This window comes from Bilifractor sp. LCP19S3_H10 (assembly GCF_052119185.1).
Lineage (GTDB): Bacteria > Bacillota > Clostridia > Lachnospirales > Lachnospiraceae > Bilifractor.
This window is the reverse complement of sequence record NZ_JBQKFT010000006.1, coordinates 156850-181978: the sequence shown is the minus strand read 5'-3', so window position 1 is coordinate 181978 and position 25129 is coordinate 156850. Positions and strand designations below refer to the sequence as shown.

Genomic DNA, 25129 nt, shown 5'->3' with positions numbered 1-25129 from the left:
TCTCAGCAGATGGACATCCTCCCGGCCTTTGACGAATGGTATCATTCTTTCACAATATAATTGTAAAGATCCTGACGGACCGGAATATCAAGCTGATAGTCAACCTCAAAAGCATCATCCATCCGTGTTCCGATGACAGCTCCGGTTTCATCGACTTTATCAAATTTCATTCGGATAGGTTTCGGATCTCCCTGTGCCTGCATTTCACCGAGGAAATAAAACTCCTTTGCTTCCCGGTCGTCCTTATTTTTCCGAAGGAAAAGAAAAATCCGGTTTTCGCGGTCGGCTTCGGTGCGTTTGTAAAAATGATCCGCATCGCTTGATGTGATCTTTCTTGGGTGTTTGGATAGTGCTATGAGTCGGTCTGCTGCAAGAAAACGGTCTTCATATGCGATGGCATCATCGGTCTTGTCATAGTTGATGAATACCGGAAGAGTTTTCGTTCGTGCATCGTAAAAATATCCGCCCAGGTTCTGTGCGTTCATGTTTTTGTCCCAGTTCAGCAGAAGGCAGACCTCTTCATATGTATACTTCCGATACAGTTGAAAATTCGTATCCTTATACCGATTGCTGTAGTTCTTCTGATATTCCTCCAAACCAAATTCCACGGTTTCTTCTACCATCTTTCGGAACGTGTCATTTCTCAATACCCGGAGAAATCCGGCGGAAGCCTGGTAGGTTTCTTCTTTTGTTTTTTCCAGAAAGACACAGGCAGAGAACTTCTTCTGATCAGAGTCTTTTGCAAAACGATTTGTCAGGTTGCGAACAGCAGAGGCAATGGTTGCATCCTTTTCCCGGATTCCACTCCGTGACAGGGCATCTGCATAAGCCTTTATGCGAAAATGGAAGTCATGGTCATGAAGAATATCACGAAGGATGAGTAATTCTTCGGGACGTTTTCCAAAGGCAAGCTTTTTCGAGATAAATCCGAGAATCTGCTCTTCTGTGGCGTCCAGTCTTACAGTATATTCCTGTTCATACTTTTTGAGAAAGCCGTAATAGGAATTGAATTTCATAAAATACTTTGTTATGTTAATGGAACCGTAGGCAGAGAAATCCGTCAGTGAAGGGATTCTGCCGAGCTGGTATTTTAACTTCCGATAGGCATCGTAAAGAAGTTTTATGTCGTTCAGTCTGACGCTGTCAATTGCACTGAAGATTCTCTTACGGGAAATTTTATCAAAGTGTATGGTCGAGCAGCCCGGGATCATGCGGGATCCCTCCTGCACATAGCGGCGGATGTTATCCTTGTTGTAAGAACGATCTCCGGATAGTGCGATCGGAATCATGTAATTATTGGTATAGGCACCGATAAAGTCCAGAATCACGACAAATTCTTTTCCGACCGCTTTCCGAAGACCTCTTCCAAGCTGCTGCACAAAGATGATCGGGCTTTCCGTTGGCCGGAGCAGAATGACCTGATTAATTTCAGGAATATCGACGCCTTCATTAAATATATCAACAGTCAGGATATAGTCGAGCTGTCTGTTCCTGGGCATGTCATCGCTGGTCAGGCGCCGGATTGCCTGCTCTCTTTCGAACTGAGAATCTTCACCGGACAGAAAAACTGTCTGTTTTCCCATCTGATTCATTTTGCAGGACAATTCTCGTCCAAGATCCTTACGACTGCAAAAAATTATACCTTTGACACGATTACCACTATAGCCATAATAATCTGCTTCTCGCAGGATATATTTTACACGGGCTTCTCCCGTCAGATATTGAAAATCTCTGAGGAACAGGGTTTCGTTGTTCTGGAGATCGTGTGCGACCTGCCCATTAACCTCAAGTTCTGTGATGCCAAAATAATGAAATGGACATAACAGATTCTCTTCCATCGCATCCTGAAGGCGAATTTCCGTTGCAATGTTGTGGTCAAACAGGCTGTAAATATCAAAGCCATCAGTTCTCTCCGGTGTAGCTGTCATTCCCAAAAGAAGCTGAGGCTTAAAATATTCCACAATTTTCTGATAGGAAGCAGCACCTGCCCGGTGAACTTCATCAATGATGATGGTCTGAAACTGATGCTTTGAAAAATTGGTCAGTGTTTCATCTCTTGACATGGTCTGAACGGTAGCAAAAAGATAATCTGCGTCTGGTTCCTTCTGGTTTCCGGATATAATCCCATAGGAGACTTTGCTGCCCAGAACCTTACGAAAGCTTTTTTGTGCCTGTTTTGCAATTTGCTCCCGATGAACTAAAAAAAGGACCTTTTCCTGGTTGAGTTCTCTCATCGCGAAGGCGGCCGCATAGGTCTTTCCTGTGCCTGTTGCAGAAATCAGAAGTGCCTTCTTTTCGCCTCTTTTCATCAAATCCCTCAGGCTGGTTATAAAGGCGGTCTGCATCGCATTAGGTTTCAGTCGGTACAACTCAAAATCCAGCGCGCCGCTCTCCTGAATTGCGTCCCGGGCGATCTGACGCTGTTTTCTTGAAATCTCAAACGCTGTTCGGTATTCATCGATAAACGAATGGTATTCTCTGGTTTTGTCCGAAGCCCAAAGATCTTGGAATTCTGTGAGAATACGCTCGGAATATTCTCCGAATTCCGTGGATATGATTTTCGTATTCCATTCTTTATTTTTGGTGAGAGCCGTCAGCGTCATATTGGAGCTTCCGACGATGATCCGATATACATCTTTATTCTTGAAAATATATCCCTTCGTATGGAAGCCCTCGTCATCATCAGACATGTACATTCGTATATCCAGATTGGACAGCTCGTGAAGCTTCTGAATCGCAAGGGGTTCGCTGAAATTCAGGTAATTGGTGGTGAGAATTTTGCCCGGAATCCCCCGCTCCTCTAACTCCTTAAATGTCTGAAGCAGTGGAGTTATTCCACCGAGTGTGATGAAAGCGACACTGATGTAAAATTCTTCACATTGAAGCAGTTCATTCTCCAGTGCCGACAGGACCTTCCTGCCTTCGTGGTAATTATTGGATACGAATTCCGGCTTATAAGCGAGATTTGTATTGACTGAACCGTCAATAAACGCAGAATACATTCCTTTCTCAAGCTGTTTAACGTATTCTGTGAGAATTTCCTGATGGTCCGCTTTCATGATGGGTCTCCATTCTTACAGGTTTGATCCTGCGGGTGTAAACGATCAGCTGTTTTCACATACCGTGACATTGAAATTATCCGCCGACACGTTTAGGATGCATTGACAATCCTCCTGACCATATCAGCCATTTGTTATCTTGCACATCTGACGCAAAAATCAGACAGGTTGACAAATTCCACCATTCCGGTTATATTGTCTTTAGTGATCAGGTTCCGGACACCTACGAGGACTGGAACCGCGGGAGGACCTGCGGGCCCTCCTTTAATTTTGCATTGGAGAACCGCTATGATAAAACCCTATCTCAATTATTCGGATCAAATCAATCTGCTCTCCCAAAGCAAAGGATTGATCATTGCTGATATCCCATATGCAACGCAAACGTTAACAGACATCGGCTATTTTTCACTGATCGGCGGATATAAAAGCCATTATTGCGAAATATCTCAAAGCAAGTACTCGTTTGTCCGAATCTGACCTCTAACATACATGGGATTTCCTTCAAACTGGGACGATATCTCCAGGTACCATCTTTGATAACGTTGTTAAATATGATTAAATTGCGTCAAACTACAATGGTTTCATACTTTTTTCTCACTTTCTGTATTGTTCGTCATTATGCGTCAATAATAATTTGATGAACAATTATGATTCATTGACGAGTTTCCCGGTCATACGATCGATCGTCATAGCCAGCACATTCACTCTGCCACCCGCTTTCGCAATCTCTTCCTCTACCGCTTCATGAGATGGATAGAATTTTCTGCCGAGCATACGGCAATGTTCGATTGCCTTATCATGATCGGTAACTGTCTCCAGTCTTCCCAGGCAGACCACACTCTTGATATTCAGAGCCCACTCGCCTTCCTTCACAAAGCCTTCGTCCATTACGGTGAAACAGACCTTATTGTCCTTTGCGAGTAGATCGATTTTCAGGCCATCCCTTGCGCCATGGAAGTAGAGCCTGCCATCCGCTTCATCGTAATACTGATTCAGTGGAATTGCGTATGGATAGCCATTCTCTCCGTGGAAGGCCATAATACCGCGTGGAGCCTTCTTTAAGACTTCGATACACTCTTCTTTTGTAATTTCCTGTTTAAAGCGCCGCATCTTTTTAAATTCAGCCATGTTTTTCTCCTCTTTCACCGATCAGTCTTTCTTTCGTCTTATCAGATATAAATAAAATAACACAAATTTCAGAAGATGTAATGAAGAAAACGGATGAGTGGCAGGAAAGCGGTATTTGTAATGGAGGCAGAACGGATGGGATTTGCCGGGGAATTTGCAGACATTAATTGCTATTTCGATGGTATTGAAGCATAATGGCTTTATGAGAATATGAAAAGAAAAGAGGATTCTCGCGAAAGGTGGTGCTGTGAATGCTTCAGAAGTTGAATAGTCCTTTTATGTACATGGTTTGTGGTACGGTCATTTTGTTTGTCGCGATCGTTTGTGTTGTCTTTCTTGTGCGATCATACCGTGCGGGAAAGGCTATGGGAATGGACCCGAAGGCTCTGAAACATGCGATTGCGTCCAGCGCCACCTTCACGATTCTTCCTGCTGTCGGCATCCTGCTCGGTGTCATTGCCCTCTCGGGAAGTCTGGGAACTCCCTGGCCTTGGCTGCGGCTGTCTGTCATCGGGGCGCTTCACTATGAGACACAGGTGGCAGAAGCTGCGTCAGAGGCGGTGGGAATCGGAAGCCTTTCTATTGCGCATATGACCCCGCAGGCTTTTACTACGATTGCGTTTCTGATGAGTGTCTGCATCATGTGGGGAATGATTCTTTCTATTCTGTTCAATAAGCGCTATACCAGCCGTCTGAGTAACAGAGGAGCTCAGAAGAATGAAGCGGGTTTTGGCGATTCTGCGATGACTGCCATGTTTGTGGGACTGGTTAGCGCCTATATCGGGAGCTATATCGGAAATTTTGTATCCGGAAGTGGAAACTTCACCTTTCAGGGAAATGCAGTTCCATTGGTTGTTGCCGCTGTATCCGCTGCCGCGATGGGACTTTTTACGTTCTTCTCTGAGAAAAAGGGTCTGCGGTGGCTTGAGAATTTCTCCGTAGCGGGCAGCATGCTGATCGGGATGGCTGCCGCCGTTTTTCTCGGATAACCGGAAAATCGCAGGAATGCGGGAAGTGGGATACAGACTTTTAGCAGGAATGCGGGAAGTGAGATACAGACTTTAGGTTGAAGGGAGAGCATATGCGAACACAGAAAAAAGAAAATAATATTTTTGAAAATACTTTGATACAGGAAAATGCTTCCGCACAAGAAAAGGCTTCCACACAGGAAAATATATCCGCACAGGAGAATGGTTCTATTCAGAAGGGCACTTCTTCCGGAAAGGACAGCTCTGCCGCAAAAACAGAAAGAGTATATGCTATGAAGGATGACTCTTTTTCTGTTGAGCAGTATCACAGGGGAACGCACCGGATTGGTAGAATTTCAAGCGCAGTCACACTGGTTCTGCTTGTCGGCGCTCCGTTTGTGATCGGAATCTATCTGCATGCCATGCCGGATCTTTCCGCTGCCGCCAAGGGCTTTCTCTCAGTGGGACTGATCTGGACCGTCTCAAGCGTCGTAGAGTTTCTGGTATATACGCCTATGCTTGGAGCCGGCGGCGGGTATCTGGCGTTTATGACCGGAAATCTGATCAACATGAAAATTCCATGCGCGATGAATGCGCGTGACATTGCAGGAACGAAGGCGGGTACAGTGGAGAATGAAATTATTTCCACGCTCTCAATTGCCACTTCCTCACTTGTGACAATCGCGGTTCTCGCACTCGGAGTTCTGCTGCTGCAGCCTTTGCAGCCGGTTCTGCAGAGTCAGACTCTCGCCCCTGCATTTGAGAACGTCGTTCCCGCACTGTTCGGCGCGATGGCATGGCAGTATTACCGCAAAAATCTTCGGCTTGCCATAATCCCGTTGGCTGGCATGACAGTTCTCTTTGTTTTTGTTCCATCCCTGACCGCACAGACGAGCATGATGATCCTTCCGTCCGGTGCGCTCTCTATTTTGCTGGCGTGGATGGAATACCGTAAGGGAACCACAAATTGCCGCAGGAAAAATGGCGGAAACGGTAAGTAAAACACTGAGGATTGAAAGGAATACGGCGAAAGCGGTAAGTAATATACTGAGGAATGAAAATAAAACGGCGAAGGCGGTAAGTAAAATGTTGAAGCCTGAAAGAAAAACGAAAAAGGAAAGAAAAAATGAAAGGAGTACGTCCTCATGAAACTGGTTCTTCTCGTAATTGCTGCCATTCTTCTCCTGCTGGCAGTTCTTTTGTGTGCAGCCTGGATTCATACTCTGCTTGTGCCACGGAAAACAGCGGATTATGTGCCGCATCCGGACGAAAAACGTGCGCTGGAATATGCGCAGAAGCTTTCCCGCATGGTGGCCTGTGACACCACCTCGCATCAGGGTATGCACGACAGGGAAAAATTTCTCGGCTTCCAGAAACTGTTGGCGGAGATGTTCCCACTTGTGCACGAGAAGCTGGAAAAAACAGAAATTGACGGGAATCTCCTTTTTTATTGGGAAGGGAAAAAACATAATCGTCCGATTGTCCTGATGAGTCATCAGGATGTTGTGCCCGCAGAGGGAGACTGGATTCATCCTCCGTTCGCGGGCGATATCGCGGACGGGAAGGTGTGGGGACGCGGCGCATCCGATACGAAATGCTCTGTGATGGGCTTCTTTCAGGCTGTGGAGGAACTGCTTTCCGAGGGATTCAGCCCGGAACAGGATGTCTGGCTCTCTTCCTCCTGCACGGAGGAATGGGCTGGTGACGGCTGCCCGAAGCTAGTGGATGAACTAAAACGAAGAGGTGTTCATCCCTATCTGGTCTGTGATGAGGGCGGTGGAATCATCACAGACCCGATCGGGGGCATTAAGGGAAATTTTGCTATGGTCGGCGTTTTTGAAAAGGGAAAGGCGGATGTAAAATTCACAGCAACGGGCAGAGGCGGACACGCAAGTGCCCCGTCAAAAGGTTCTCCCATTGCGAGGCTTGCAGCTTTTGAGAATGATGTAGAAACGCACAATCCCTTCCGGGTGAAGATGCTTCCGGAAGTCACCGCGATGTTCCGGACACTGGGACCCTACGCTGGATTCGGTCTCCGGTATCTCTTCGAGAATCTCTGGCTCTTTAAGGGACTGCTGACACATGTCATGCCGTCCATTTCTGCTCAGGGAGCAGCCATGCTTCGAACAACGATTGCCTTTACCATGCAGTCTGGATCGGATGCGGTAAATGTCATCCCTCAGGAGGCTTCTGTGTCCGCGAACCTTCGGTTTATTCCTCACCAGGGAATGGAGGAAAGCCTCGCTCTTATTCAGAAACGGGCAGAAAAATACGGTCTGACCATGTCAGTCATGCACAAGAACGACTACACCCGCCCCATCGATATTCACGGAGAAGCATTCCGGATGTTTCAGGGTGTGATTTCGGAGACCTTTGATGGCATGACCGGAATTCCCTATGTGATGACAGGTGCTACTGATGCCCGCTGTTATCAGGAAATTTGCGACAATGTAGTACGGTTTGCACCGGTCATCTACGGACCGGAACAGATGAAGGGCATGCACGGAATTAACGAAAATATTGCGTACAACTGTCTGCCCGGATGTGTTGATTTTTACAAAAACCTGATACGCGCACAATGAGCACATTTTTTCCGACCCGTTAGCCCTATCCTGATTCAAAAGTCAAGAGCATTGTTTTGACGGGAGCAGAATACCAACGGACAGAAGCAGAATCCCGGTTAACAGAATGAACTTTGAGCAGGCCATCATGGAACGAGATAAAACACGCTGCGCGAGTTTTATCTCGCTATCGCGACGCTCGCCGCACACGAATACTTCGCATTCGGCTGCGGCTCACTGTTCGCGTAAATCAAAAAAGCCAGCGCACCAGTCCCGTTGGGGAACAGTGCGCTGGCTTTAAAACTCGACAATCCAGCTTTGATAAATGAATCAGCACTGCATTGCGTTTGATCCCAGTCAGAATCCGAATCGTTCAGCATCATACAGATGACAGGCATATATCCGGTTCTGCGCTCTTAAGCGGTTAAGAATTACCGGATCTGTGCTTTCAGTACATTCTCGGCATCTGCAATGGCGTCGTTGATTCTGGTGGCATCCTTACCGCCGGCCTGTGCCATATTCGGGCGGCCGCCGCCTCCTCCACCGAGGATCTTTGCGGCAGAGCGGATGATGTTGCCTGCATGTGCGCCTTTTCCAACGGCAGTGTCATCCGCCATGCACATCAGGTTGACCTTTCCGCCGTTGTCTGCCAGAAGAAGGATGACGCTGCCGTCTCCCAGCTTTGTCTTCAGGCTGTCACCAAGATTCCTCAGCTCATCAGGATCTACATCCTTAAGAGCGGAGGCGACAAATTTCACGCCGTTGATGTCCTTTGCGTTTCCGGTGACATCACCCAGGGCATTCTGTGCTTCCTTTGCCTTCAGCGACTCGTTCTCACTGCGGGATGCCTTGAGTTCATCCTGAAGTTTTCGGATATGATCCGCGAGAGTGTCAGGGGTTGCCTTGAGGAGGGAAGCGGCATCCCTTAACTGTGCTTCCAGCTTTTCGTAATATTTCCTTACGTTGTCGCCGGTCAGCGCCTCGATCCGGCGGACGCCGGCAGCTACGCCGCTCTCGGACAGAATCTTGAACTGTCCGATCTGCAGGGTATTGGATACGTGGGTACCTCCGCAGAGCTCCGTTGAAAAGTCGCCCATGCGAACGACACGTACCTTATCGCCATATTTCTCACCGAAGAGCGCCATAGCACCACTCTTCTTCGCGTCGTCAAGACTCATGATTTCTGTCTTAACCGGAAGTCCTGCCTGGATCTTCTCATTGACAAGGTCTTCTACCTTCTTCAGCTCTTCCGGGGTCATTGCCTGGAAATGGCTGAAATCGAATCTGGTGCGGTCTGCGTCCTGGTAGGAGCCGGCCTGCTCTACATGGGTGCCGAGCACTTCACGGAGCGCCTTCTGGAGAAGGTGTGTCGCGCTGTGGTTGCGGCAGGTCGCCATGCGTTCTTTCTCATCGACCTTCAGTGTGACTGTGTCGCCCAGCTTGAACATGCCCTTTACGACCTTGCCGATGTGGGCAATCTTATTGCCGGCTACGTGTTCGGTCGCGGTTACCTGAAATACGGCAGCTCCCTTTCCGAGCGCGGCAGCCTCATTGTCGTCGCTGCCGAGAACGATGGTTCCAATGTCGCCGACCTGTCCGCCCATCGTTCCGTAGAACGGTGTTTCAGCGGTGATAATGGCGCCGGACTGTCCGTCCGCGAGGGCTTCCACGACGGAGTCACTGTCCTCTTCCTCGCCTGCGAAGGCTGCCATTGCTACGATCCGGCTGTCTGCCTGTGTTTTGTCATAGCCGATAAACTCGGAGTTGATGGCTGGATCCATTTCCTCATAGATGGTCGCCGCTGCGCCCATGTAGGTCGAGGATTTTCCGGATTTCTTGCGGTCCTCGCGCGCGGTTTCCTTCTGCTTTTTCATTGCGGCGTTGAAGCCCGCTTCATCAACGGTATAGCCCTTTTCTTCCAGAATTTCCTTTGTATTATCAATGGGGAATCCGTAGGTATCGTAAAGCTTGAAGGCATTCTCACCGGAGAGCTCTTTTCTGCCGGCTGCCTCCAGTTCATCCTCCATGCTCTGAAGGATGTCCATGCCCTGCTCATAGGTTTTCTCGAATTTGTCCTCTTCTGCCTGGATGACGTTCAGGATGAAATCTCTCTTTTCCTCCAGCTCCGGATAGCCGTCCTTCGAGCCCTCGATTACATTCTCGGCGAGTTTTGTCAGGAAGGAACCCTTGATGCCGAGCTTTCTTCCGTGACGGACCGCGCGGCGGATGATTCGGCGCAGAACATATCCGCGGCCGTTGTTGGACGGCATGATGCCATCGGAGATCATGAAGGTCATGGCTCTTGCGTGGTCGGTGCAGATTCGGACGGATACGTCGGTATCGTGGGTGTCGGGCTGCTCGTAGGCGATGCCTCCCGCAAGAGTGCATACGAGGTCACGAAGTGATTTTACAGTATCGACATCGAACAGGGAGCCGACGCCCTGAACGGCAACGGCGAGACGCTCAAGTCCCATTCCGGTATCGATGTTCTTCTGTACGAGGTCGGTGTAATTGCCGTGTCCGTCGTTGTTGAACTGGGAGAAAACGACGTTCCATACTTCCATGAAGCGGTCGCCCTCTCCGCCCATGACATCCTCCGGTCCGTTTCCGAATTCGGGACCTCTGTCATAGTAAATCTCTGTACAGGGACCGCAGGGGCCGGAGCCGTGCTCCCAGAAGTTATCCTCCTTGCCGAATTTGTAGATGCGCTCTGCAGGGATGTGCATGTCATTGAGCCAGATATTGTAGGACTCATCGTCTTTTTCATATACGGAGGGATACAGTCTGTCCGCGTCGAGACCGACAACCTCGGTCAGGAATTCCCACGCCCACGGAATCGCCTCTTTCTTGAAGTAGTCTCCGAAGGAAAAGTTTCCAAGCATCTCGAAGTACGTGCCGTGACGGGCGGTTTTTCCGACGTTTTCCAGATCACCGGTACGAATGCATTTCTGACAGGTGGTAACTCTTCTTCTCGGCGGAATCTCCTGCCCGGTGAACCAGGGCTTCATCGGAGCCATGCCAGAGTTGATGATCAGAAGGGAATTGTCATTGTGCGGAACGAGTGAAAAACTGTTCAGCCTCAGACAGCCCTTTGATTCAAAAAATGAAAGGAACATCTCACGGAGTTCGTTGACTCCGTATTTTTTCTTTGGTGCCATAACTGCTTCCTCCTGCTTTCGTGAACTCTGCAGTTGTCCACGAACTGTTTATTGTGAAAAATCCGTACGAAACTGCCCGTCGGCAGCACGTACGGAATTAATCTTACCACTATATGAACTTCATCGCAATCCCAAGCTTCTGCACAAGAAGTGCGGGGCCAAAAGGGAAAGTGTGGACTCTTCGAAAACGCAGACAGGCATGTCACGCCGCACGCGAAAGAGCCTGGAAGTGATTCCCGCATTGTCGTTTATTCGACAACTACTTTCTTGATATTCTTCTTGCCCTTCTTGATCAGGAGACCTTCTGTGGGGATATCCGTCTTCTTCACTTCGTATTTGAAGTCATCGATCTTGCTCTCGCCGACGGTAATGCTGTGATCTTTGGTGATGGCGCGGCGCGCGTCGGAGCGGGAACCGCACTGTTCGGTTTTTACGAGGAGACTGATGATATCAATGGCATCGTTTTCGTTAAAGTCATCCTGAGTGAGGACAACGGAGGGAACGGTGTCGAGACTTCCGGCACCCTTGAAGACCGCTTCGGCTCCTGCCTGCGCTTTTTTCGCCTCGTCCTCTCCGTGTACCAGAGAGGTAAGCTCATATGCCAGGATTGATTTTGCCTCGTTCAGCTTGCTGCCTTCCCATTTATCCATCTCATCGATCTGTTCCAGCGGAAGGAAGGTCATCATGCGGAGAAATTTCAGTACGTCAGAGTCGTCAACATTTCTCCAGTACTGGTAGAAATCATAAGGCTTGTATTTGTCCGGATCGAGCCATACAGCGCCGCCCGCGGTCTTGCCCATCTTTGTTCCGTCATGCTTCAGAAGCAGAGAAATGGTCATGGCATAGGCGTCCTTGTTCAGCTTCTTGCGGATGAGGTTGATGCCGCCGAGCATGTTGGACCACTGATCGTCGCCGCCGAACTGCATCTGGCAGCCGTAATCCTGGTACAGTCTGTAGAAGTCGTAGCTCTGCATCAACATATAGGAAAATTCAAGGAAGGAAAGTCCGGTCTGCATGCGGTTGACATAGCAGCGCGCGCGGAGCATTTCGTTTACATTGAACTGAGATCCGATGTCACGCATGAAATCCAGGAAGTTCAGATCACGGAGCCAGTCCGCATTGTTGACGATCTGTGCCTTTCCTTCGCCAAATTCGATGAAGCGGGACATCTGCTTCTTGAAGCATTCTACGTTGTGATCAATCATATCAACGGTCATCATCTTCCGCATGTCGGTGCGGCCGGAGGGGTCGCCGATCATCGCAGTGCCTCCGCCGACAAGGGCGATCGGCTTGTTACCCGCCGCCTGAAGTCTCTTCATCAGCAGCAGGGCCATGAAATGGCCGACATGCAGGGAATCAGCGGTCGGATCAAAGCCGATATAAAAGGTGGCTTTTCCCTGATTGATGAGATCGGCGATTTCCTTTTCGTCTGTGAGCTGCGCGAGCAGTCCGCGCGCCTGAAGTTCTTCGTAAAGTGTCATTGTTTTGCTATTCTCCTTTTCTGTTTGATTCCGCTGGCTGGTCCTTCCGTTGGGAAATGAAGTGCACAGCGAATGTGCGCGATGTGTCCGGTTCTCCGGTACGGACAGAGCTTTTCACCTTGATGTGGCTTTCGGGTCTATATAATGCATAAAAAAACTCCCGTCCCGAACCGTAATTCATTCAGGACGAAAGCTTAAAATTCTTCCGTGGTACCACCTAATTTTACGGGTATCTCACGATATCCGCCTCCTGGAGTATCTGTGCGCCGTTATCATGAGATGAAACAGCTGAACATGGAATGCATGGACATGAACAGCAAATACTCCGGCGTTTATAACGTGCGCCACTACGCTGCAGCCTACTGTAAATGTTTCGGTGCAGAGCTCGGGGATGTATTCGTGAAAAAACTCTTCCTGCGCCTCTCACCTGCCGGCAGCTCTCTGAAGGCTTCTGTTCTTTCCTACTTCTTCCCGTCATTGCCTGTTGTTATGAAATTGATCATGCTTTGGAGTATATAGAGTTCGCGGGACAAAGTCAAGCCATTTGGTTATTCGGCGGTGCTTCTTTCTCAATTGCAAAACTAAATGCCATCTGGGGGGAATTTAATTTTGCAATTTTGCAATTGAGGGTTATATATACTGCCCGGTAATGCTTTCACCTGTCTGTTTGATTTCATCCGGTGTCCCGAAGGCAACGATCCTGCCGCCTTCCTTTCCGCCGCCGGGTCCCATGTCGATGATGTAATCGGCATTCTTAATGACATCAAGGTCATGCTCTATGACAATGACCGTTGCTCCATGGTCGATCAAAGTCTGAAAAACATGCAGCAGTGTCCTCACATCCTTCGGATGCAGGCCGATTGTCGGTTCATCAAAAACAAACACAGAGTCGCTCTGGCCCTTTCCCATCTCGCTGGCCAGCTTTAAACGCTGCGCTTCGCCGCCGGAAAGTCCCGGTGTTTCCTCTCCGAGGGTCAGATAGCCGAGCCCTAAGTCGTGCAGTACCTGCAGGCGCTGCTGCAGGAGTTTAAGCCCGCCGAGGGCGTGAAGCACCTGATCCACGCTCATATTCATGAGTTCGGGCAGACTGTATTCGTTTCCGTCCTTTGCTTTTCTGCGGATATCAAAAGCATCTCTGCTGTACCGGGAGCCCCGGCAGTCCGGGCAGGGAATCTTCACGTCGGGCAGGAACTGGACGTCCAGAGAGATTTCCCCCGTTCCGTCACAGGTCGGACAGCGGAGCTTTCCCGTGTTATAAGAAAAGTCTCCCGCCTTAAAGGAGCGTTCCTTTGCGTCTTTTGTTTTCGCGTAAACTTTTCGGAGCCCATCATGGACATTCGCGTACGTCGCCACGGTCGAGCGCACATTGATGCCGATCGGCGTCGCGTCGATCAGCTTGACCTGTGTGATGCCTTCCGCTTCGATGTTTTTCACATGTGCCGGCAGCTTCTGCCCGCTGATCTTTGCCCTGAGTGCCGGAATCAGGCTTTCGAGCACCATGGTCGTCTTTCCGGACCCGGAGACACCCGTCACCACGGTGAGCCGTCCCATCGGGATCCGCACATCCAGTGGATGTACGGTGTGAATCATCTCTGTTTCCAGATGAATGATGCCTTTCTCAAACATGGCGGCCGGCTTTGTAACCGGGCGGATTCTTGCTTCATATTGATCGGAGAGGTACGGCCCGATAACGGATTCCGGATTTTTCGAGACATCCTCGATGCTCCCCTCTGCAATAACCGTTCCTCCGTCCGCGCCGGCTCCTCTGCCCATCTCAATCATCCAGTCAGCGTGTTTTAGAACCTGTGTGTCATGATCGACAAGGACAACCGAATTCCCGTCCGAGCGCAAATCGTCCATTACGCCGGTAAGACCCTTGAGATTATATGGATGCAATCCGATTGACGGCTCATCGAGAACATAGAGCACCCCTGTTGTACGGTTGCGGACTGCCCTTGCGAGCTGCACGCGCTGTCTTTCACCGGTGGAAAGCGTCGATGCCGCTCTGTCAAGAGAAAGATAGCTAAGCCCCAGATCCATCAGCCGCTTTGAGACGTCCAGGAAGGATTCACAGATATTTTCTGCCATGGGACGCATCTCTTCCGGCAAAGAAGCCGGAACGCCCTTCACCCAGGGAATTAGTTCCGAGAGCGTCATGGCTGTGGCTTCATCCAGCCCTATTCCTCGAAGCCTGGGCGCGCGGGCGGCTTCTGAAAGTCTGGTTCCGCGGCAATCCGGGCAGACATCCTCTTCCAGATATTTTTCGAGCCGCTTCATTCCCTTCTCGTCCTTGACCTTGGCAAGGGAATTCTTCACGGAATTGACCGCACTGTAATAATTAAAATCCATATCCGCCGGTTCAAGCGTGTTCGGATTGATGTAGTGGATGTGGTGCTTTTTCAGCTCGCCGTGATAGACAATCTCCTTCTCCTCCGGTGTCAGATCGCGGAACGGAATATCTGTCCGGACGCCCATCGTGCGCACGATATCCTTCATCAGGGACCACATGAGCGTTCCCCATACAACGACGGCACCTTCGTCAATGGTCTTGGAATCATCCGGCACCAGGGCTGCCTCATTCACCGTCTGGACGACTCCTGTTCCGCCGCAGGTCTTGCAGGCGCCGGTGCTGTTGAAGGCAAGCTCTTCTGCTCCGGGACCGTAGAATTTCGCGCCGCAGACCGGGCAGGTGATTTCCTGCATGGCCGCAACGGAAAGAGACGGCGGACAGTAATGTCCGTTTGGACAGCGGTGGCTCGCAAGCCGCGAAAACATAAGCCGCAGACTATTGAGCAGCTCCGAAAGTGTTCCGAATGTACTGCGGATACCGGGAACTCCGGGCCGCTGGCGCAGTGCAAGCGCCGCCGGCACGTAGCGGACATCATCCACATCCGCCCGTTCCGCCTGCGTCATCCTCCGGCGCGTATAGGTAGAGAGAGATTCCAAATATCTGCGGGATCCCTCCGCATACAGCGCGCCAAGCGCAAGCGAGGATTTTCCCGATCCGGAGACCCCCGCAATCGCCACGATCTCATTAAGCGGGACATCTACATTGATATTCTTGAGGTTATGAACCTTGGCGCCGCGTATTTCGATGTACTTTGGCAGCATCTTCCTCTGTTTGATTTCACTGGACATAACAATGACCCCTTTGCCTTTCTGGTCCCCTATTTTTATTTACGCGAACAGTGAGCCGCAGCCGAATGCGAAGTATTCGTGTGCGGCGAGCGTCGCGATAGCGAGATAAAACTCGCGCAGCGTGTTTTATCTCGTTCCTGATAGTTGTGTTGCTCTTTGTATCCATTATCATACTGTATTTCAATTTTATATCAAGTAAGCAGATTTTTCTAACATGGTATCTTTTGTGATACCATCTCGAAAGCCGGTGGCAATGTCAGAGATTTTGGCCTTTCCTTAACGGGAAAAAGAGTACAAAAAAGCACTGTCTGATTCAATTGCTAAACTGATCTCCCAATGTCCGTGATTTCCGCTTCCAACGTAATGTAATTCATCCATTTTGTTAATTATCCTTCGAAGAGAACGGAGACTGATGGATAACTTTTCCGCCATTTCTTTCCGGGTAATTCTGTTATTTGACTTCACCATTGAGAGAATGCCAGATTCATAGGATTCTCTTATTTTTTCTTCATCGTGAGTGCCATCGTAAGTGCCACCGTGAATGACATTGGCACTCAAGCCTGTCCCCCAGCCTTCTCCGCAGCGACGGTGGAATCTTACCGTAAATCCATCATCGTCCCCACGATATTCCACTTTGCAGCCGACTTTATTCCTTTCAATATGATCTTCTTCCACAGCTCATCCGCGGAACGAAATGTACCGGAATTTTGTCCGTTACAGAATAACTTCTGTCTGTTTTCATCCGATCCAGATACTCCACTGCTTTTCCCGCGCGCAAAAACACATCCTGCCGGACGGATGATAACTGCGGCATGACATTTCTACATAACTCCATGTCGTCAAATCCCACAACCCAGATATCTTCCGGGACGCGTATCCCCGCGTGAATCAGAAAGTACATAATTTCAACCGCATAATAATCCGATGCAGCAAATACCGAATCATAATCCTGAAATACCGGTAAGATATCCCGATAATGTGCCTGTCTTTCTTTTTTACTCATAGGCACTTCCAGAAAATCAACTGTTCTTCCATAACCGGAGCAAAGACCCTCATATCTGTCAAAATCCGGTTTCAGCCGGTTATCCGCGATAAATAATATCTTCTCTCTGCCGTTTTCCCTGAAGAACGCGCCGACCTGCCTTCCTCCGTCATAATCATCCAGCATCAGATTGCAGATGTTTCTGTCATTCTGAAAGAAGCCGTCATATACAACAAACGGTATCCTGATGCGGTCACGAAGTTTCTGATACTCATCTTCGCAGAAACCCATGATTACCATCCCATCCATATTCCACATCGATGCGAAGGGGACAATATCCATGATGTCGTTTGTCTTCTTCAGCATCAAAAAATATCCATGGCTTTCCAGCGCATCGGATAACGCATTGACTGCGCCGCTGACGAACGGGTCTTCCAGAACATGTCCTTCATATTTCGGATGATTGTTTACGACCACTCCGACAATTCTCGAATTGTTCTGCGAAAGGAGCGTCGCGGCCATATTCGGAATATATCCTCTTTCAACGAGTTTTTCCTGCACACGTCTGACCGTTGCGTCGGATATCTTTTTTGTTTTGCCGTGGATAACATTGGAAACCGTCGCTGTACTGACGCCTAATTCATCTGCAATATCAATAATCCGGATCTTCTTTTCATCCCACATATTCATCTCCGATTATTGTAGTGTATGCATCCATTTTCTGCTTCTGAACATAATAACAGATACGATCAGACGGACCAGTTCTTCCTGCGATAAAATAAAGTAGACCCAGATAACCGGAATCTTAATATACAATCCTGTAAGCAGCGCCAGAGGTACGCCGATCAGCCAGGTTCCCATCATGTCAATCATCATGACGTACTTTGTTTTTCCGCCGCTTCGGATGATTCCGCCTCCCAGTATCATATTCTGTACCTTCACAGGCATCAGGATCGCAAATGCTGCCATAATATCTGCGCCAATTCCGCGAACATCTCCTGATACGTTGAACAGTTGAACATACGGATTTCTGATCAAAATCAATAACAGCGTGAAGACCAGTGATCCGGCCACTCCAAGACCGCATAGCTTTTTGGAATCCTCATAAGCAGCATCATATTCCCTGCTGCCCAGCCTTTTGCCGATCAGAATCCCTGCTGCCTGAGACAGGCCACTTAATGCTCCCATGGTCAGGCCTTGAACAGCGCCCGTCAACGACATTCCTGCCAGTTCATTAGTCCCCATATGCCCATAAACATATGTGTATACGCTTTGTCCCACGGACCAGAAAAACTCATTCAAAACAATCGGCAGAAGCATCAGAAAGTACTGCGAATATCCTGCCTTTCCAAGGCTTAACGAAATACGAATCCGCCCATATAATCTGCAAAAACACAGGATGGAAATCAGTGCTCCTGCTGCCTGGGATATGACACTCGCATATGCGGCACCTGCTATTCCAAGACGCGGCGCGCCAAAATTTCCAAATATAAAGCAGTAGTTTAAAACTGTATTGAGCAAAGCAGAAAAAATGCCGATATAAAGTGGCCAGGTTGATTTGTCCCGGCATCGCAGCGCCGTCCCCAGAATGTTACAGATCCCCAGCGGAATGAATGTCCATGAGATAATCCCGAGATATGTGCTGCCCTCTGCGATTACCTGCTCTTCTTCCGTAAACATTCCCACGAACGGATTCTGGAAAAGGCTGAAAACAGATAGAAAGGTAAGCCCGGTTAATATCATCACCAGAAAATTGATACAGATGCTCTTTTCCTCTGCTTTTCTGTTGTGGTTGCCAATGTACTGCGAGATCATGATTCCTGTGATCGTACTGATTGCTCCAATGACAAACGCATAAATAAAACTGGGCTTTCCGGCAATTTCAACCGCAGCAACACTTTTATCTCCAAGCTGACCGACCATGATCTGATCGACCATGGAAAAGGAAGACTGCAGCATGGATTGTAATGCCACCGGTATGGAGATGCGCAGCACATCTTGTAAAAATCTTTTATCTGACATGGGGTTTCTCCTTTACGCTTTTGTTCCATAGTATTTAAAAAAAGCTCATTCCACAATAGGTTAATCGCGTAACCCGCATATAATAATGTCTTTTTGCGCTCTTATAATTTGCAACTTCCTGTAATCCTTGTAACGGTTTAAGGCCTCACTTCTTAACAATTAAACAATTCTTTCAGAATCAGACACACTCATCAAGCCCTCATAGCTGTCAATCGCGGTCTGGAAACTGTATATCTGAATATGCAAAGTGAATTATTTATCACATTTATTGTTGACAAGTAATTTTGATGTGATATATTTATAACACAAGTGACAAATATATCACACAGGAGGCATTATGAATAAAAAAGTCAGTATTACAGAATTAATGGCAGAAACTGCAGTTCTTACCATTGGTTTGACATTCTACTATTGGTGCTGGGTAAGAACGGATTGGAAAGAATCCTACACGTATATTCAAAATGCTGTCGCAGGAGGGATCATATGTATTATTTTCCTGATATCATACAGAGTCCGGAAATTTCACAAAGAACCCATCGATGAGCTTGCAAGAGCAAATTTAAAAAGATGTGACTCCATCTGTCTGAAAATATTTGCAGCAGCAATGGCTTTGACTGCATTTATTGGCGGCACATTGGGGCATGTAGCTAATACTGCATCTTTCATGGGCTGGGTTATTATGATTTCGCTGATCATCATTTCCATACTGCGAATTATCATTTTCAAGGTAATGGATCAGAAGGGAGTATGAGGTGGCACTTGTTACAAAAATAAAAGAATTCCGTGAAAAAGCAGGATTAACGCAGGCGGATCTCGCGGAGAAAGTTGGTGCCCGGAGGGAGACAATTGTTCATCTGGAAAACGGTAAATATAATCCCTCATTAAAGCTGGCAATGGATATTGCAAGAGTATTTGACGTTACTGTCGAGGAATTATTCACCTTCACAGACGGAGGTAAATAGGTGGTTCCGTTTTCAGGCAAAAAGGGTGGTCGGTAAACGCCGAATCTTTTTTTGAAAAATGTACTCACGAGACATAGAAAAAGTCCGAAAACCCAGTTTATTCCGGGTTCCGGACTTTCAATATTTATTCCAGCTCAATGATGAGCTGTTAGTCTTCAACCTTGCGGACGAGGAGATCGTAGGTTCCGTCTTCGTTATCGATGAGCTTCAGAATCTTGTGGCCTTCTTCTTTAATGCTTCTCGGCACGTTCTGCACCGGCTCTCCGTCATTCATATGAACAGAGAGAACCTGACCGTCGTCAAGCTCCTCGAGGGCAACCTTTGCCTTTACAAAAGTAACCGGGCAGACTACATCCGTGATGTCTACAGTTTCGTCAACCTGAATTCCGTCGATTTCCTTTGCCATTTGTCTTTCCTCCTGCGGATAAAATATGGATCCTGTGTATCTGTTTCGGATTGTCCGGAATTATTTCTGAAGATCGGTTCTGAGCTTCCAGTCGGAGAGCTCAAGAGGCTCGGATGCTTCTTTTTTTGCGGATTCTTCGCTCTTGGCGAAGGTTTCCCGGATCAGCTCGTCGAATCTGTCCTGACCGTATCTGTCGACAGCAAACTGAAGACGGTCTCCCGGCTGTGCGTTATCGTGGAAGAAGCGGATGACGGTATCGCAGATCTGGATCAGTTTGTCGTGGCTCTCAAAGAAGGGTACAAGCTGTCTTCCCTTGTGAAAATGGTTGCCGAACATACCGCCGAAGGACATGATATATCCGGGATGTTCTTCATAGGCGTCTGCAGGGCATGCCTTCGCGCATCTTCCACAGTTTGTGCATTTGTCACGGTCGATGGTGATTTTACCGTCGGCAAGTGTAATCGCGTTTTCGCGGCAGGCCTTGACGCATACGCCGCAGGCGATGCAGTTATCCTCGATCCACTCGACGCGCTCGGCTCCCTTGATGCCGATATCATTTTCTTCTGTTTTCAGGCAGTTATTCTGACATCCGGTCACACCGAACTTGAATTTTCCCGGAAGCTCCTTCGCAAAATATCTCTCATCGATTTCCTGGGCCAGGGCGTAGGTATCTATGCATGCAGAGGGACAGGTTGCGCTGCCCTGGCATGCAGTGGTGGTGCGTACACGCGGACCGCAGACAGACGGCTGTACGCCGTATTTTGCGAGCTCCGCCTTGATCGCCTCAATATCCTCGAGCTTCATCCACGGGATTTCCAGTGACTGACGGGCTGTGAGATGGACGTATCCGTGGCCGTATTTTTTTGCGACGAGTGAAACGCCTGCCATCTGTTCATCTGTCAGATGTCCGCCGGTCACGTGAATACGGAGGGCAAAATAGTTTTTCTGTTTCTGCCTCATCCATCCGCCTTTTTTTAATGTTGCGTAATCTGTAGCCATATTTGACTTGTACCTCCTCGTATCTTCCGGAGTGCCGGAAGCTGTTATTTACACGAACGGTGACCGCCTGACGCATGTGAAATAAAATATGCGGCCGCGGGTTTCCTGTTTTTCCGGTAATCATCCGGAAATCGTTATCTTGCGCGCAGGCAGTAAATGCCCGTTTTCCGCCCACGGGGTGAGACCCGGCAATTAGCCGGGAATGATTTCGAGAGCCTCTGGAGTGGATACGCCATTTTCCACATGAAAGCTGTGCAGCACCGGATGTTCCTTGTCCATCAGTGACAGGATCAGGTAGCTTGCGGTATGGTCGAAGGATGCCAGACGGATATCCTCGGCCGATGAGCGGGACGGTGTTTCCGGGTGGGAGTGCCAGTTGCCGAGTGGCTTCAGGTGATGCTTCCGCATATCGACGACTGCCTTCAGATGTTCTCCCGGGTCCAGAGAAAAATGAACATTTGTGTGATCCTGGTTTTCCAGAAGGTATACCTTGCGGATCTCGCGAATCTCAACCTTTGCGTCGGGGTCGATGTCATCGATATGATCAATCCCGGCAATGAGTCCGCAGGCCTCTTCAGGCCATACGGAGCGCGCGTGGGAAAGCATCTTCTCGTAATCGCTTTTTCTGATTGTAACCTTCAAACTGCAAACCTCCTGCATGTCAAGCCATATCGACAAGCTCTGCCAGAGTAAATGCCTGATGAATCGGAAATCTGTGTCTGGGCAAATCTCTGATGAACCGGAAATCTGTGTCTGAGTTAATATCTTGTGATCTGATCTTTTGTGTCAGGGTATTTCCAGGGATAGGATTATCCGTGCCGGATATTTACCAGAAAACTCAGATATTCCGCGCGGCGGTCAGTTCTGTCCCGGTTTCCACTCGCACTGTGCCTGCTCGTAATCGATGAGCTTTGTGATGGTCGGGTGGTCGGAGCATACCGCGCATCCATCTCCGCGGGGCGGGAGCTTGATTGTGTGGAATTCGCCCTTCAGACCGTCAAAGGTCAGAAGTCTGCCGACCAGCAGGTCTCCGACACCTGTGATATATTTTACTGCTTCGAGTGCCTGCAGGGAACCTATGATTCCACCCATGGCACCGATGACTCCGGCCTGTTTGCAGGTCGGAACGGCGTCCTTCGGAGGCATCTCCTTAAATACACAGCGGTAGCAGGGGCCCTGGTGAGGAACGACTGTCATGAGCTGCCCCTTGAAGCGGATGATTCCCGCGTGAGAAAAAGGCTTATCCGCCATGACGCAGGCATCGTTGATCAGGAATTTTGCGGGAAAATTGTCGGTTCCGTCGATGACAAAATCGTAGTCGCGGATGATGTCCATGATGTTTTTGCTGGTGATGAAGTCATGGTAGGTCTGAACCTCGACGTCCGGGTTGATCGCGTTCATGGTTTCCTTTGCGGATTCCACCTTCGGCTTTCCGATGTCATTTGTGGTATGAATGACCTGTCTCTGAAGGTTGGAGAGATCAACATTATCGGCGTCGGCGATGCCGATTTTTCCGACACCGGCAGCAGCGAGATACATGGCTGCCGGTGCTCCGAGTCCGCCTGCACCGATGATCAGAACGCTTCCGTTCAGAAGCTTTTTCTGGCCCTTTACACCGATTTCTTTTAAGATAATATGTCTGGAATAACGCTCCAGCTGCTCATTTGTGAATGGCATTTTCCTTATCCTCCTGTCTTACATGCATCCGCCGCCCATGAAATAGAGGAATTCAACGACATCGCCCTCCTTCAGGTGTGTGGTGTCGAAGTCTGATTTCTGGGCAAACTCTTCGTTTACGGAGACACTTACGTATTCCGGCGTCTCCACGTTCTCCTGGCTGATCAGTTCTGAGATGGTAATGCCGTCTTTTACTTCCTTGGTTTCTCCGGATACTGTGATTTTCATTTTTCTGTACTCCTTATCCTCTTTATTTTTGTGCTATTTGATAGTGTAAATACTTTGTATAAACTTTGACTCCCTCGTGTACTTCAGGATGTGTCGGACATCAGGAATTGCGGATCGCTTCGGTGAAATCGTCGATCAGGTCGTCAATGTTCTCGATTCCCACACTGACGCGAATGGTGTCTTCGAAGACTCCGGCGGATTCCTTCTGCTCTTTTGTACTTCTGATGTAGAGCGTGGAATCGGGATGGATGGCCAGTGTGCGGATATCTCCGATATTACTGGCGATCACCGCGTATTTCAGGCTGTTGAGAATTCGGAAAGCCCGTTCTCTGCTTCCTGTCCGGAAGGTGAGAATGCCGCCGCCGAAGCCCTTGAGCTGTGTGCGGCAAAGGTCTCTGTCAGGGCTGCTCTCAAGCAGCGGATAGTTGACCTTGATTCCATCGATGCCGTTCAGGGCTTCCGCCAGCCTGCTGGCGTTGCTGCAGATTCTCTCCATACGCAGCCCCAGAGTCTCGAGTCCGGCGATGTTCAAAAAGGCATTCGCCGGAGACAGGCAGCTTCCCATATTTTCCCAGATATCTGTGCGCAGGCGGATAGTATATGCCAGATTTCCAAATTTCCGGTAGCCGTCAAGTGCCCGGAAACGGTCGAAATCCCATTTGAATTTTGCGGAATCTATGATGACACCGCTGATGGCATTCCCGTATCCGTTGATGTATTTGGAGGATGAGTGAACCACGATGTCTGCTCCAAGAGAGATCGGATTCACCAGGTAGGGAGTCGCAGTCGTCGAATCCGTCATCAGGGGGATTCCGTGTGCATGCGCAAAATCAGCAACCTTCCGGATATCAAGCACCCGAAGTCCCGGGTTCCCGATCACCTCACTGTAGATCAGCCTTGTGTGACTGTTGATCAGCGGTTCGATTTCTTCCGGGGTGACGTGATTGACAAAATGTGTGGTGATCCCGAACTTTGTAAGGTCCTCAAAGAGGTCGATGGAGCCTCCGTAAAGGCCGCTTCCCGCGATAATCTCATCTCCCGCGCAGAGCATATTCAGCAGAGCAAGGGTAATCGCGGACATGCCGGATGAGCAGGCAATGCATGCATTGCCACCCTCGAGCTCATTGATTCTCTGCTCAAAGGCAGCAACTGTCGGATTGCCTACTCTGCTGTATGCAAAACCGGCGGCTTTGTGCTGAAATACCTTTGCCTGCTCTTCTGCTGTGTCGAATCGGAAAGCGGTTACCTGAGAGATCGGAGGAAGGATTGCGCTGTCAGGATACTTGCGGACAGCTTTTCCATGAAGAAGCCTGGTGTTAAATTCCATTATTGATCCTCACCTTTTATTATACTACAATTCCTATTTATATAGTATGAAATATGTTGAGTAAATTCTACACTTGTTCCGGAATAATGTCAACGGCTGATTGGCATTTTCCGCTGATGAGCCGTTGATTGGCATTTTTCGTCAGGATTTTCGGGGGATTATGAAGAAAGGGAAAAAATAAGATTGTAAGACGTGCAGTGGGGTTTTTCGAGAGGAGAGGGTACCCGATCCGCGGGACGGTCGGACCGGGTTAACTGATTTACGCGAACAGTGAGCCGCAGCCGAATGCGAAGTATTCGTGTGCGGCGAGCGTCGCGATAACGAGATAAAACTCGCGCAGCGTGTTTTATCTCGTTCCGGGATCGACGGAGAGATCATCGCCGTCTGCCGCTCCTGTTGCCAGTCTGTCACAGCGCTCGTTCAGTTCGTTGCCGTCATGGCCTCTGACCCAGACGAAGGTTACATTGTGCGGCTTTTTGGCTTCGAGCAGCCGCTTCCAGAGATCGATGTTCTTGACCGGTTCGTTCTTCCCTCTCTTCCATCCCTTCCGGATCCAGGAGTCGATCCAGTGCTGATTGAAGGCATTGACAAGATACTGGGAATCGGAATGAAGGGTTACGTCGCAGGGACGCGTGAGGGCCTCAAGTCCTGCGATTGCTGCCATCAGCTCCATCCGGTTATTGGTTGTTTTTCTGTAGCCGCGGGAGAGCTCCCTCTCGTGAAGCTGTCCCTGACTGTCGACGTACTGCAGAACGCATCCGTATCCGCCAGGACCATCAGGATTTCCGCGAGCGGCACCGTCAGTGTATATTTCCACGTGCATATCTTCCTCCAGAATTGTGACAGAGGGCTCTTTGTCAGCCAGGACCAATTGATGTTTCAAGTTGGAATTTACGGGACACCATCTTGTAATATAATTGGTTTGTTTATTTTCTGATCGTTGTAGTAGTGAATCCGCGTTGCGGCGGGGCAGCGGCTGCGCGTATGCGGTATGCGAAAAAACCGCAGATCATATATGATCTGCGCAGCCGGA

At 49.0% G+C, this 25129-nt stretch carries 20 protein-coding genes; 5 read left to right on the top strand and 15 right to left on the bottom strand.

The features are described from left to right. Nucleotides 1-41: 41 nt before the first annotated feature. Together ACTQZS_RS06935 and ACTQZS_RS06930 are read right to left on the bottom strand one after the other, a co-directional pair. Nucleotides 42-3059 (bottom strand): DUF3427 domain-containing protein, encoded by a 3018-nt coding sequence (locus tag ACTQZS_RS06935; protein ID WP_441475169.1) that lies wholly within the window; start codon nucleotides 3057-3059, stop codon nucleotides 42-44. A 645-nt stretch (nucleotides 3060-3704) separates the two neighbouring features. Beyond that, nucleotides 3705-4187 (bottom strand): pyridoxamine 5'-phosphate oxidase family protein, encoded by a 483-nt coding sequence (locus ACTQZS_RS06930; protein ID WP_441475168.1) that lies wholly within the window; start codon nucleotides 4185-4187, stop codon nucleotides 3705-3707. A gap of 251 nt (nucleotides 4188-4438) precedes the next feature. Between ACTQZS_RS06930 and ACTQZS_RS06925 the strand changes: the two genes are divergently transcribed. From ACTQZS_RS06925 to ACTQZS_RS06915, 3 genes are all read left to right on the top strand, one after another. Next, complete coding sequence (locus ACTQZS_RS06925; protein ID WP_441475167.1) at nucleotides 4439-5176, top strand: DUF5058 family protein; 738 nt, start codon at nucleotides 4439-4441, stop codon at nucleotides 5174-5176. 92 nt (nucleotides 5177-5268) lie between these two features. Further along, nucleotides 5269-6156: a hypothetical protein gene (locus tag ACTQZS_RS06920; RefSeq protein WP_441475166.1), complete on the top strand. Its 888-nt coding sequence runs from the start codon at nucleotides 5269-5271 to the stop codon at nucleotides 6154-6156. A 144-nt stretch (nucleotides 6157-6300) separates the two neighbouring features. Next, nucleotides 6301-7737, top strand: a complete 1437-nt coding sequence (locus ACTQZS_RS06915; RefSeq protein ID WP_441475165.1) for a M20/M25/M40 family metallo-hydrolase — start codon at nucleotides 6301-6303, stop codon at nucleotides 7735-7737. Between the two features lie 410 nt (nucleotides 7738-8147). Here the strand turns inward: ACTQZS_RS06915 and alaS are convergent, their stop codons facing one another. The 6 genes from alaS to ACTQZS_RS06885 all read right to left on the bottom strand — a co-directional run bounded on the left by alaS (nucleotide 8148) and on the right by ACTQZS_RS06885 (nucleotide 18497). Continuing rightward, nucleotides 8148-10874: an alanine--tRNA ligase gene (gene alaS, locus ACTQZS_RS06910; protein ID WP_441475164.1), complete on the bottom strand. Its 2727-nt coding sequence runs from the start codon at nucleotides 10872-10874 to the stop codon at nucleotides 8148-8150. Nucleotides 10875-11122: 248 nt separating this feature from the next. After that, nucleotides 11123-12355, bottom strand: a complete 1233-nt coding sequence (gene tyrS, locus ACTQZS_RS06905; protein WP_441475163.1) for a tyrosine--tRNA ligase — start codon at nucleotides 12353-12355, stop codon at nucleotides 11123-11125. A 630-nt stretch (nucleotides 12356-12985) separates the two neighbouring features. After that, complete coding sequence (locus tag ACTQZS_RS06900) at nucleotides 12986-15493, bottom strand: excinuclease ABC subunit UvrA (RefSeq protein WP_441475162.1); 2508 nt, start codon at nucleotides 15491-15493, stop codon at nucleotides 12986-12988. A 276-nt stretch (nucleotides 15494-15769) separates the two neighbouring features. Further along, nucleotides 15770-16168 carry a winged helix-turn-helix domain-containing protein gene (locus ACTQZS_RS06895; protein ID WP_441475161.1) on the bottom strand — a complete coding sequence of 133 codons (399 nt, stop codon included), beginning with the start codon at nucleotides 16166-16168 and terminating at the stop codon, nucleotides 15770-15772. Then, a complete protein-coding gene (locus tag ACTQZS_RS06890) occupies nucleotides 16149-17159 on the bottom strand; it encodes a LacI family DNA-binding transcriptional regulator (RefSeq protein WP_441475160.1) in 1011 nt (336 codons plus the stop codon). The genes ACTQZS_RS06895 and ACTQZS_RS06890 overlap by 20 nt, the downstream gene beginning before the upstream one ends. A gap of 12 nt (nucleotides 17160-17171) precedes the next feature. Further along, nucleotides 17172-18497, bottom strand: coding sequence for an MATE family efflux transporter (locus ACTQZS_RS06885; protein ID WP_441475159.1), 1326 nt, complete (start codon nucleotides 18495-18497; stop codon nucleotides 17172-17174). A 337-nt stretch (nucleotides 18498-18834) separates the two neighbouring features. On the opposite strand from ACTQZS_RS06885, the gene ACTQZS_RS06880 reads away from it, so the two are divergent. Both ACTQZS_RS06880 and ACTQZS_RS06875 read left to right on the top strand, forming a co-directional pair. Next, on the top strand, nucleotides 18835-19248 hold the full coding sequence (locus ACTQZS_RS06880) for a hypothetical protein (RefSeq protein ID WP_441475158.1): 414 nt from the start codon (nucleotides 18835-18837) through the stop codon (nucleotides 19246-19248). Nucleotide 19249: 1 nt separating this feature from the next. Beyond that, nucleotides 19250-19459 (top strand): helix-turn-helix transcriptional regulator, encoded by a 210-nt coding sequence (locus ACTQZS_RS06875; protein ID WP_274939910.1) that lies wholly within the window; start codon nucleotides 19250-19252, stop codon nucleotides 19457-19459. Between the two features lie 148 nt (nucleotides 19460-19607). Here ACTQZS_RS06875 and ACTQZS_RS06870 read toward each other — a convergent pair whose 3' ends face one another. The 7 genes from ACTQZS_RS06870 to rnhA form a co-directional block, all read right to left on the bottom strand. Next, on the bottom strand, nucleotides 19608-19865 hold the full coding sequence (locus tag ACTQZS_RS06870; RefSeq protein ID WP_441100314.1) for a sulfurtransferase TusA family protein: 258 nt from the start codon (nucleotides 19863-19865) through the stop codon (nucleotides 19608-19610). 60 nt (nucleotides 19866-19925) lie between these two features. Further along, nucleotides 19926-20864 (bottom strand): 4Fe-4S binding protein, encoded by a 939-nt coding sequence (locus tag ACTQZS_RS06865; RefSeq protein WP_441475157.1) that lies wholly within the window; start codon nucleotides 20862-20864, stop codon nucleotides 19926-19928. 192 nt (nucleotides 20865-21056) lie between these two features. Next, nucleotides 21057-21470, bottom strand: a complete 414-nt coding sequence (locus ACTQZS_RS06860) for a M67 family metallopeptidase (RefSeq protein WP_441475190.1) — start codon at nucleotides 21468-21470, stop codon at nucleotides 21057-21059. Between the two features lie 252 nt (nucleotides 21471-21722). Further along, nucleotides 21723-22541, bottom strand: a complete 819-nt coding sequence (gene thiF / locus ACTQZS_RS06855; protein WP_441100316.1) for a thiazole biosynthesis adenylyltransferase ThiF — start codon at nucleotides 22539-22541, stop codon at nucleotides 21723-21725. 18 nt (nucleotides 22542-22559) lie between these two features. Then, nucleotides 22560-22769, bottom strand: coding sequence for a sulfur carrier protein ThiS (gene thiS / locus ACTQZS_RS06850; RefSeq protein WP_441475156.1), 210 nt, complete (start codon nucleotides 22767-22769; stop codon nucleotides 22560-22562). A gap of 100 nt (nucleotides 22770-22869) precedes the next feature. Beyond that, nucleotides 22870-24096 (bottom strand): O-acetylhomoserine aminocarboxypropyltransferase/cysteine synthase family protein, encoded by a 1227-nt coding sequence (locus ACTQZS_RS06845; RefSeq protein ID WP_441475155.1) that lies wholly within the window; start codon nucleotides 24094-24096, stop codon nucleotides 22870-22872. Between the two features lie 346 nt (nucleotides 24097-24442). Beyond that, the gene (rnhA, locus tag ACTQZS_RS06840) at nucleotides 24443-24919 is read right to left on the bottom strand and encodes a ribonuclease HI (RefSeq protein WP_441475154.1); all 477 of its coding nucleotides are present in this window, start codon (nucleotides 24917-24919) and stop codon (nucleotides 24443-24445) included. Nucleotides 24920-25129: the final 210 nt, after the last annotated feature.

What these genes read in the sequence shown, in the direction of transcription:
- ACTQZS_RS06935 (WP_441475169.1), bottom strand. Translation starts at nt 3,059, where the DNA reads ATGAAAGCGGACCATCAGGAAATTCTCACAGAATACGTTAAACAGCTT.
- ACTQZS_RS06930 (WP_441475168.1), bottom strand. Translation starts at nt 4,187, where the DNA reads ATGGCTGAATTTAAAAAGATGCGGCGCTTTAAACAGGAAATTACAAAA.
- ACTQZS_RS06925 (WP_441475167.1), top strand. Translation starts at nt 4,439, where the DNA reads ATGCTTCAGAAGTTGAATAGTCCTTTTATGTACATGGTTTGTGGTACG.
- ACTQZS_RS06920 (WP_441475166.1), top strand. Translation starts at nt 5,269, where the DNA reads ATGCGAACACAGAAAAAAGAAAATAATATTTTTGAAAATACTTTGATA.
- ACTQZS_RS06915 (WP_441475165.1), top strand. Translation starts at nt 6,301, where the DNA reads ATGAAACTGGTTCTTCTCGTAATTGCTGCCATTCTTCTCCTGCTGGCA.
- alaS (WP_441475164.1), bottom strand. Translation starts at nt 10,874, where the DNA reads ATGGCACCAAAGAAAAAATACGGAGTCAACGAACTCCGTGAGATGTTC.
- tyrS (WP_441475163.1), bottom strand. Translation starts at nt 12,355, where the DNA reads ATGACACTTTACGAAGAACTTCAGGCGCGCGGACTGCTCGCGCAGCTC.
- ACTQZS_RS06900 (WP_441475162.1), bottom strand. Translation starts at nt 15,493, where the DNA reads ATGTCCAGTGAAATCAAACAGAGGAAGATGCTGCCAAAGTACATCGAA.
- ACTQZS_RS06890 (WP_441475160.1), bottom strand. Translation starts at nt 17,159, where the DNA reads ATGTGGGATGAAAAGAAGATCCGGATTATTGATATTGCAGATGAATTA.
- ACTQZS_RS06885 (WP_441475159.1), bottom strand. Translation starts at nt 18,497, where the DNA reads ATGTCAGATAAAAGATTTTTACAAGATGTGCTGCGCATCTCCATACCG.
- ACTQZS_RS06880 (WP_441475158.1), top strand. Translation starts at nt 18,835, where the DNA reads ATGAATAAAAAAGTCAGTATTACAGAATTAATGGCAGAAACTGCAGTT.
- ACTQZS_RS06870 (WP_441100314.1), bottom strand. Translation starts at nt 19,865, where the DNA reads ATGGCAAAGGAAATCGACGGAATTCAGGTTGACGAAACTGTAGACATC.
- ACTQZS_RS06865 (WP_441475157.1), bottom strand. Translation starts at nt 20,864, where the DNA reads ATGGCTACAGATTACGCAACATTAAAAAAAGGCGGATGGATGAGGCAG.
- ACTQZS_RS06860 (WP_441475190.1), bottom strand. Translation starts at nt 21,470, where the DNA reads ATGCTTTCCCACGCGCGCTCCGTATGGCCTGAAGAGGCCTGCGGACTC.
- thiF (WP_441100316.1), bottom strand. Translation starts at nt 22,541, where the DNA reads ATGCCATTCACAAATGAGCAGCTGGAGCGTTATTCCAGACATATTATC.
- thiS (WP_441475156.1), bottom strand. Translation starts at nt 22,769, where the DNA reads ATGAAAATCACAGTATCCGGAGAAACCAAGGAAGTAAAAGACGGCATT.
- ACTQZS_RS06845 (WP_441475155.1), bottom strand. Translation starts at nt 24,096, where the DNA reads ATGGAATTTAACACCAGGCTTCTTCATGGAAAAGCTGTCCGCAAGTAT.
- rnhA (WP_441475154.1), bottom strand. Translation starts at nt 24,919, where the DNA reads ATGCACGTGGAAATATACACTGACGGTGCCGCTCGCGGAAATCCTGAT.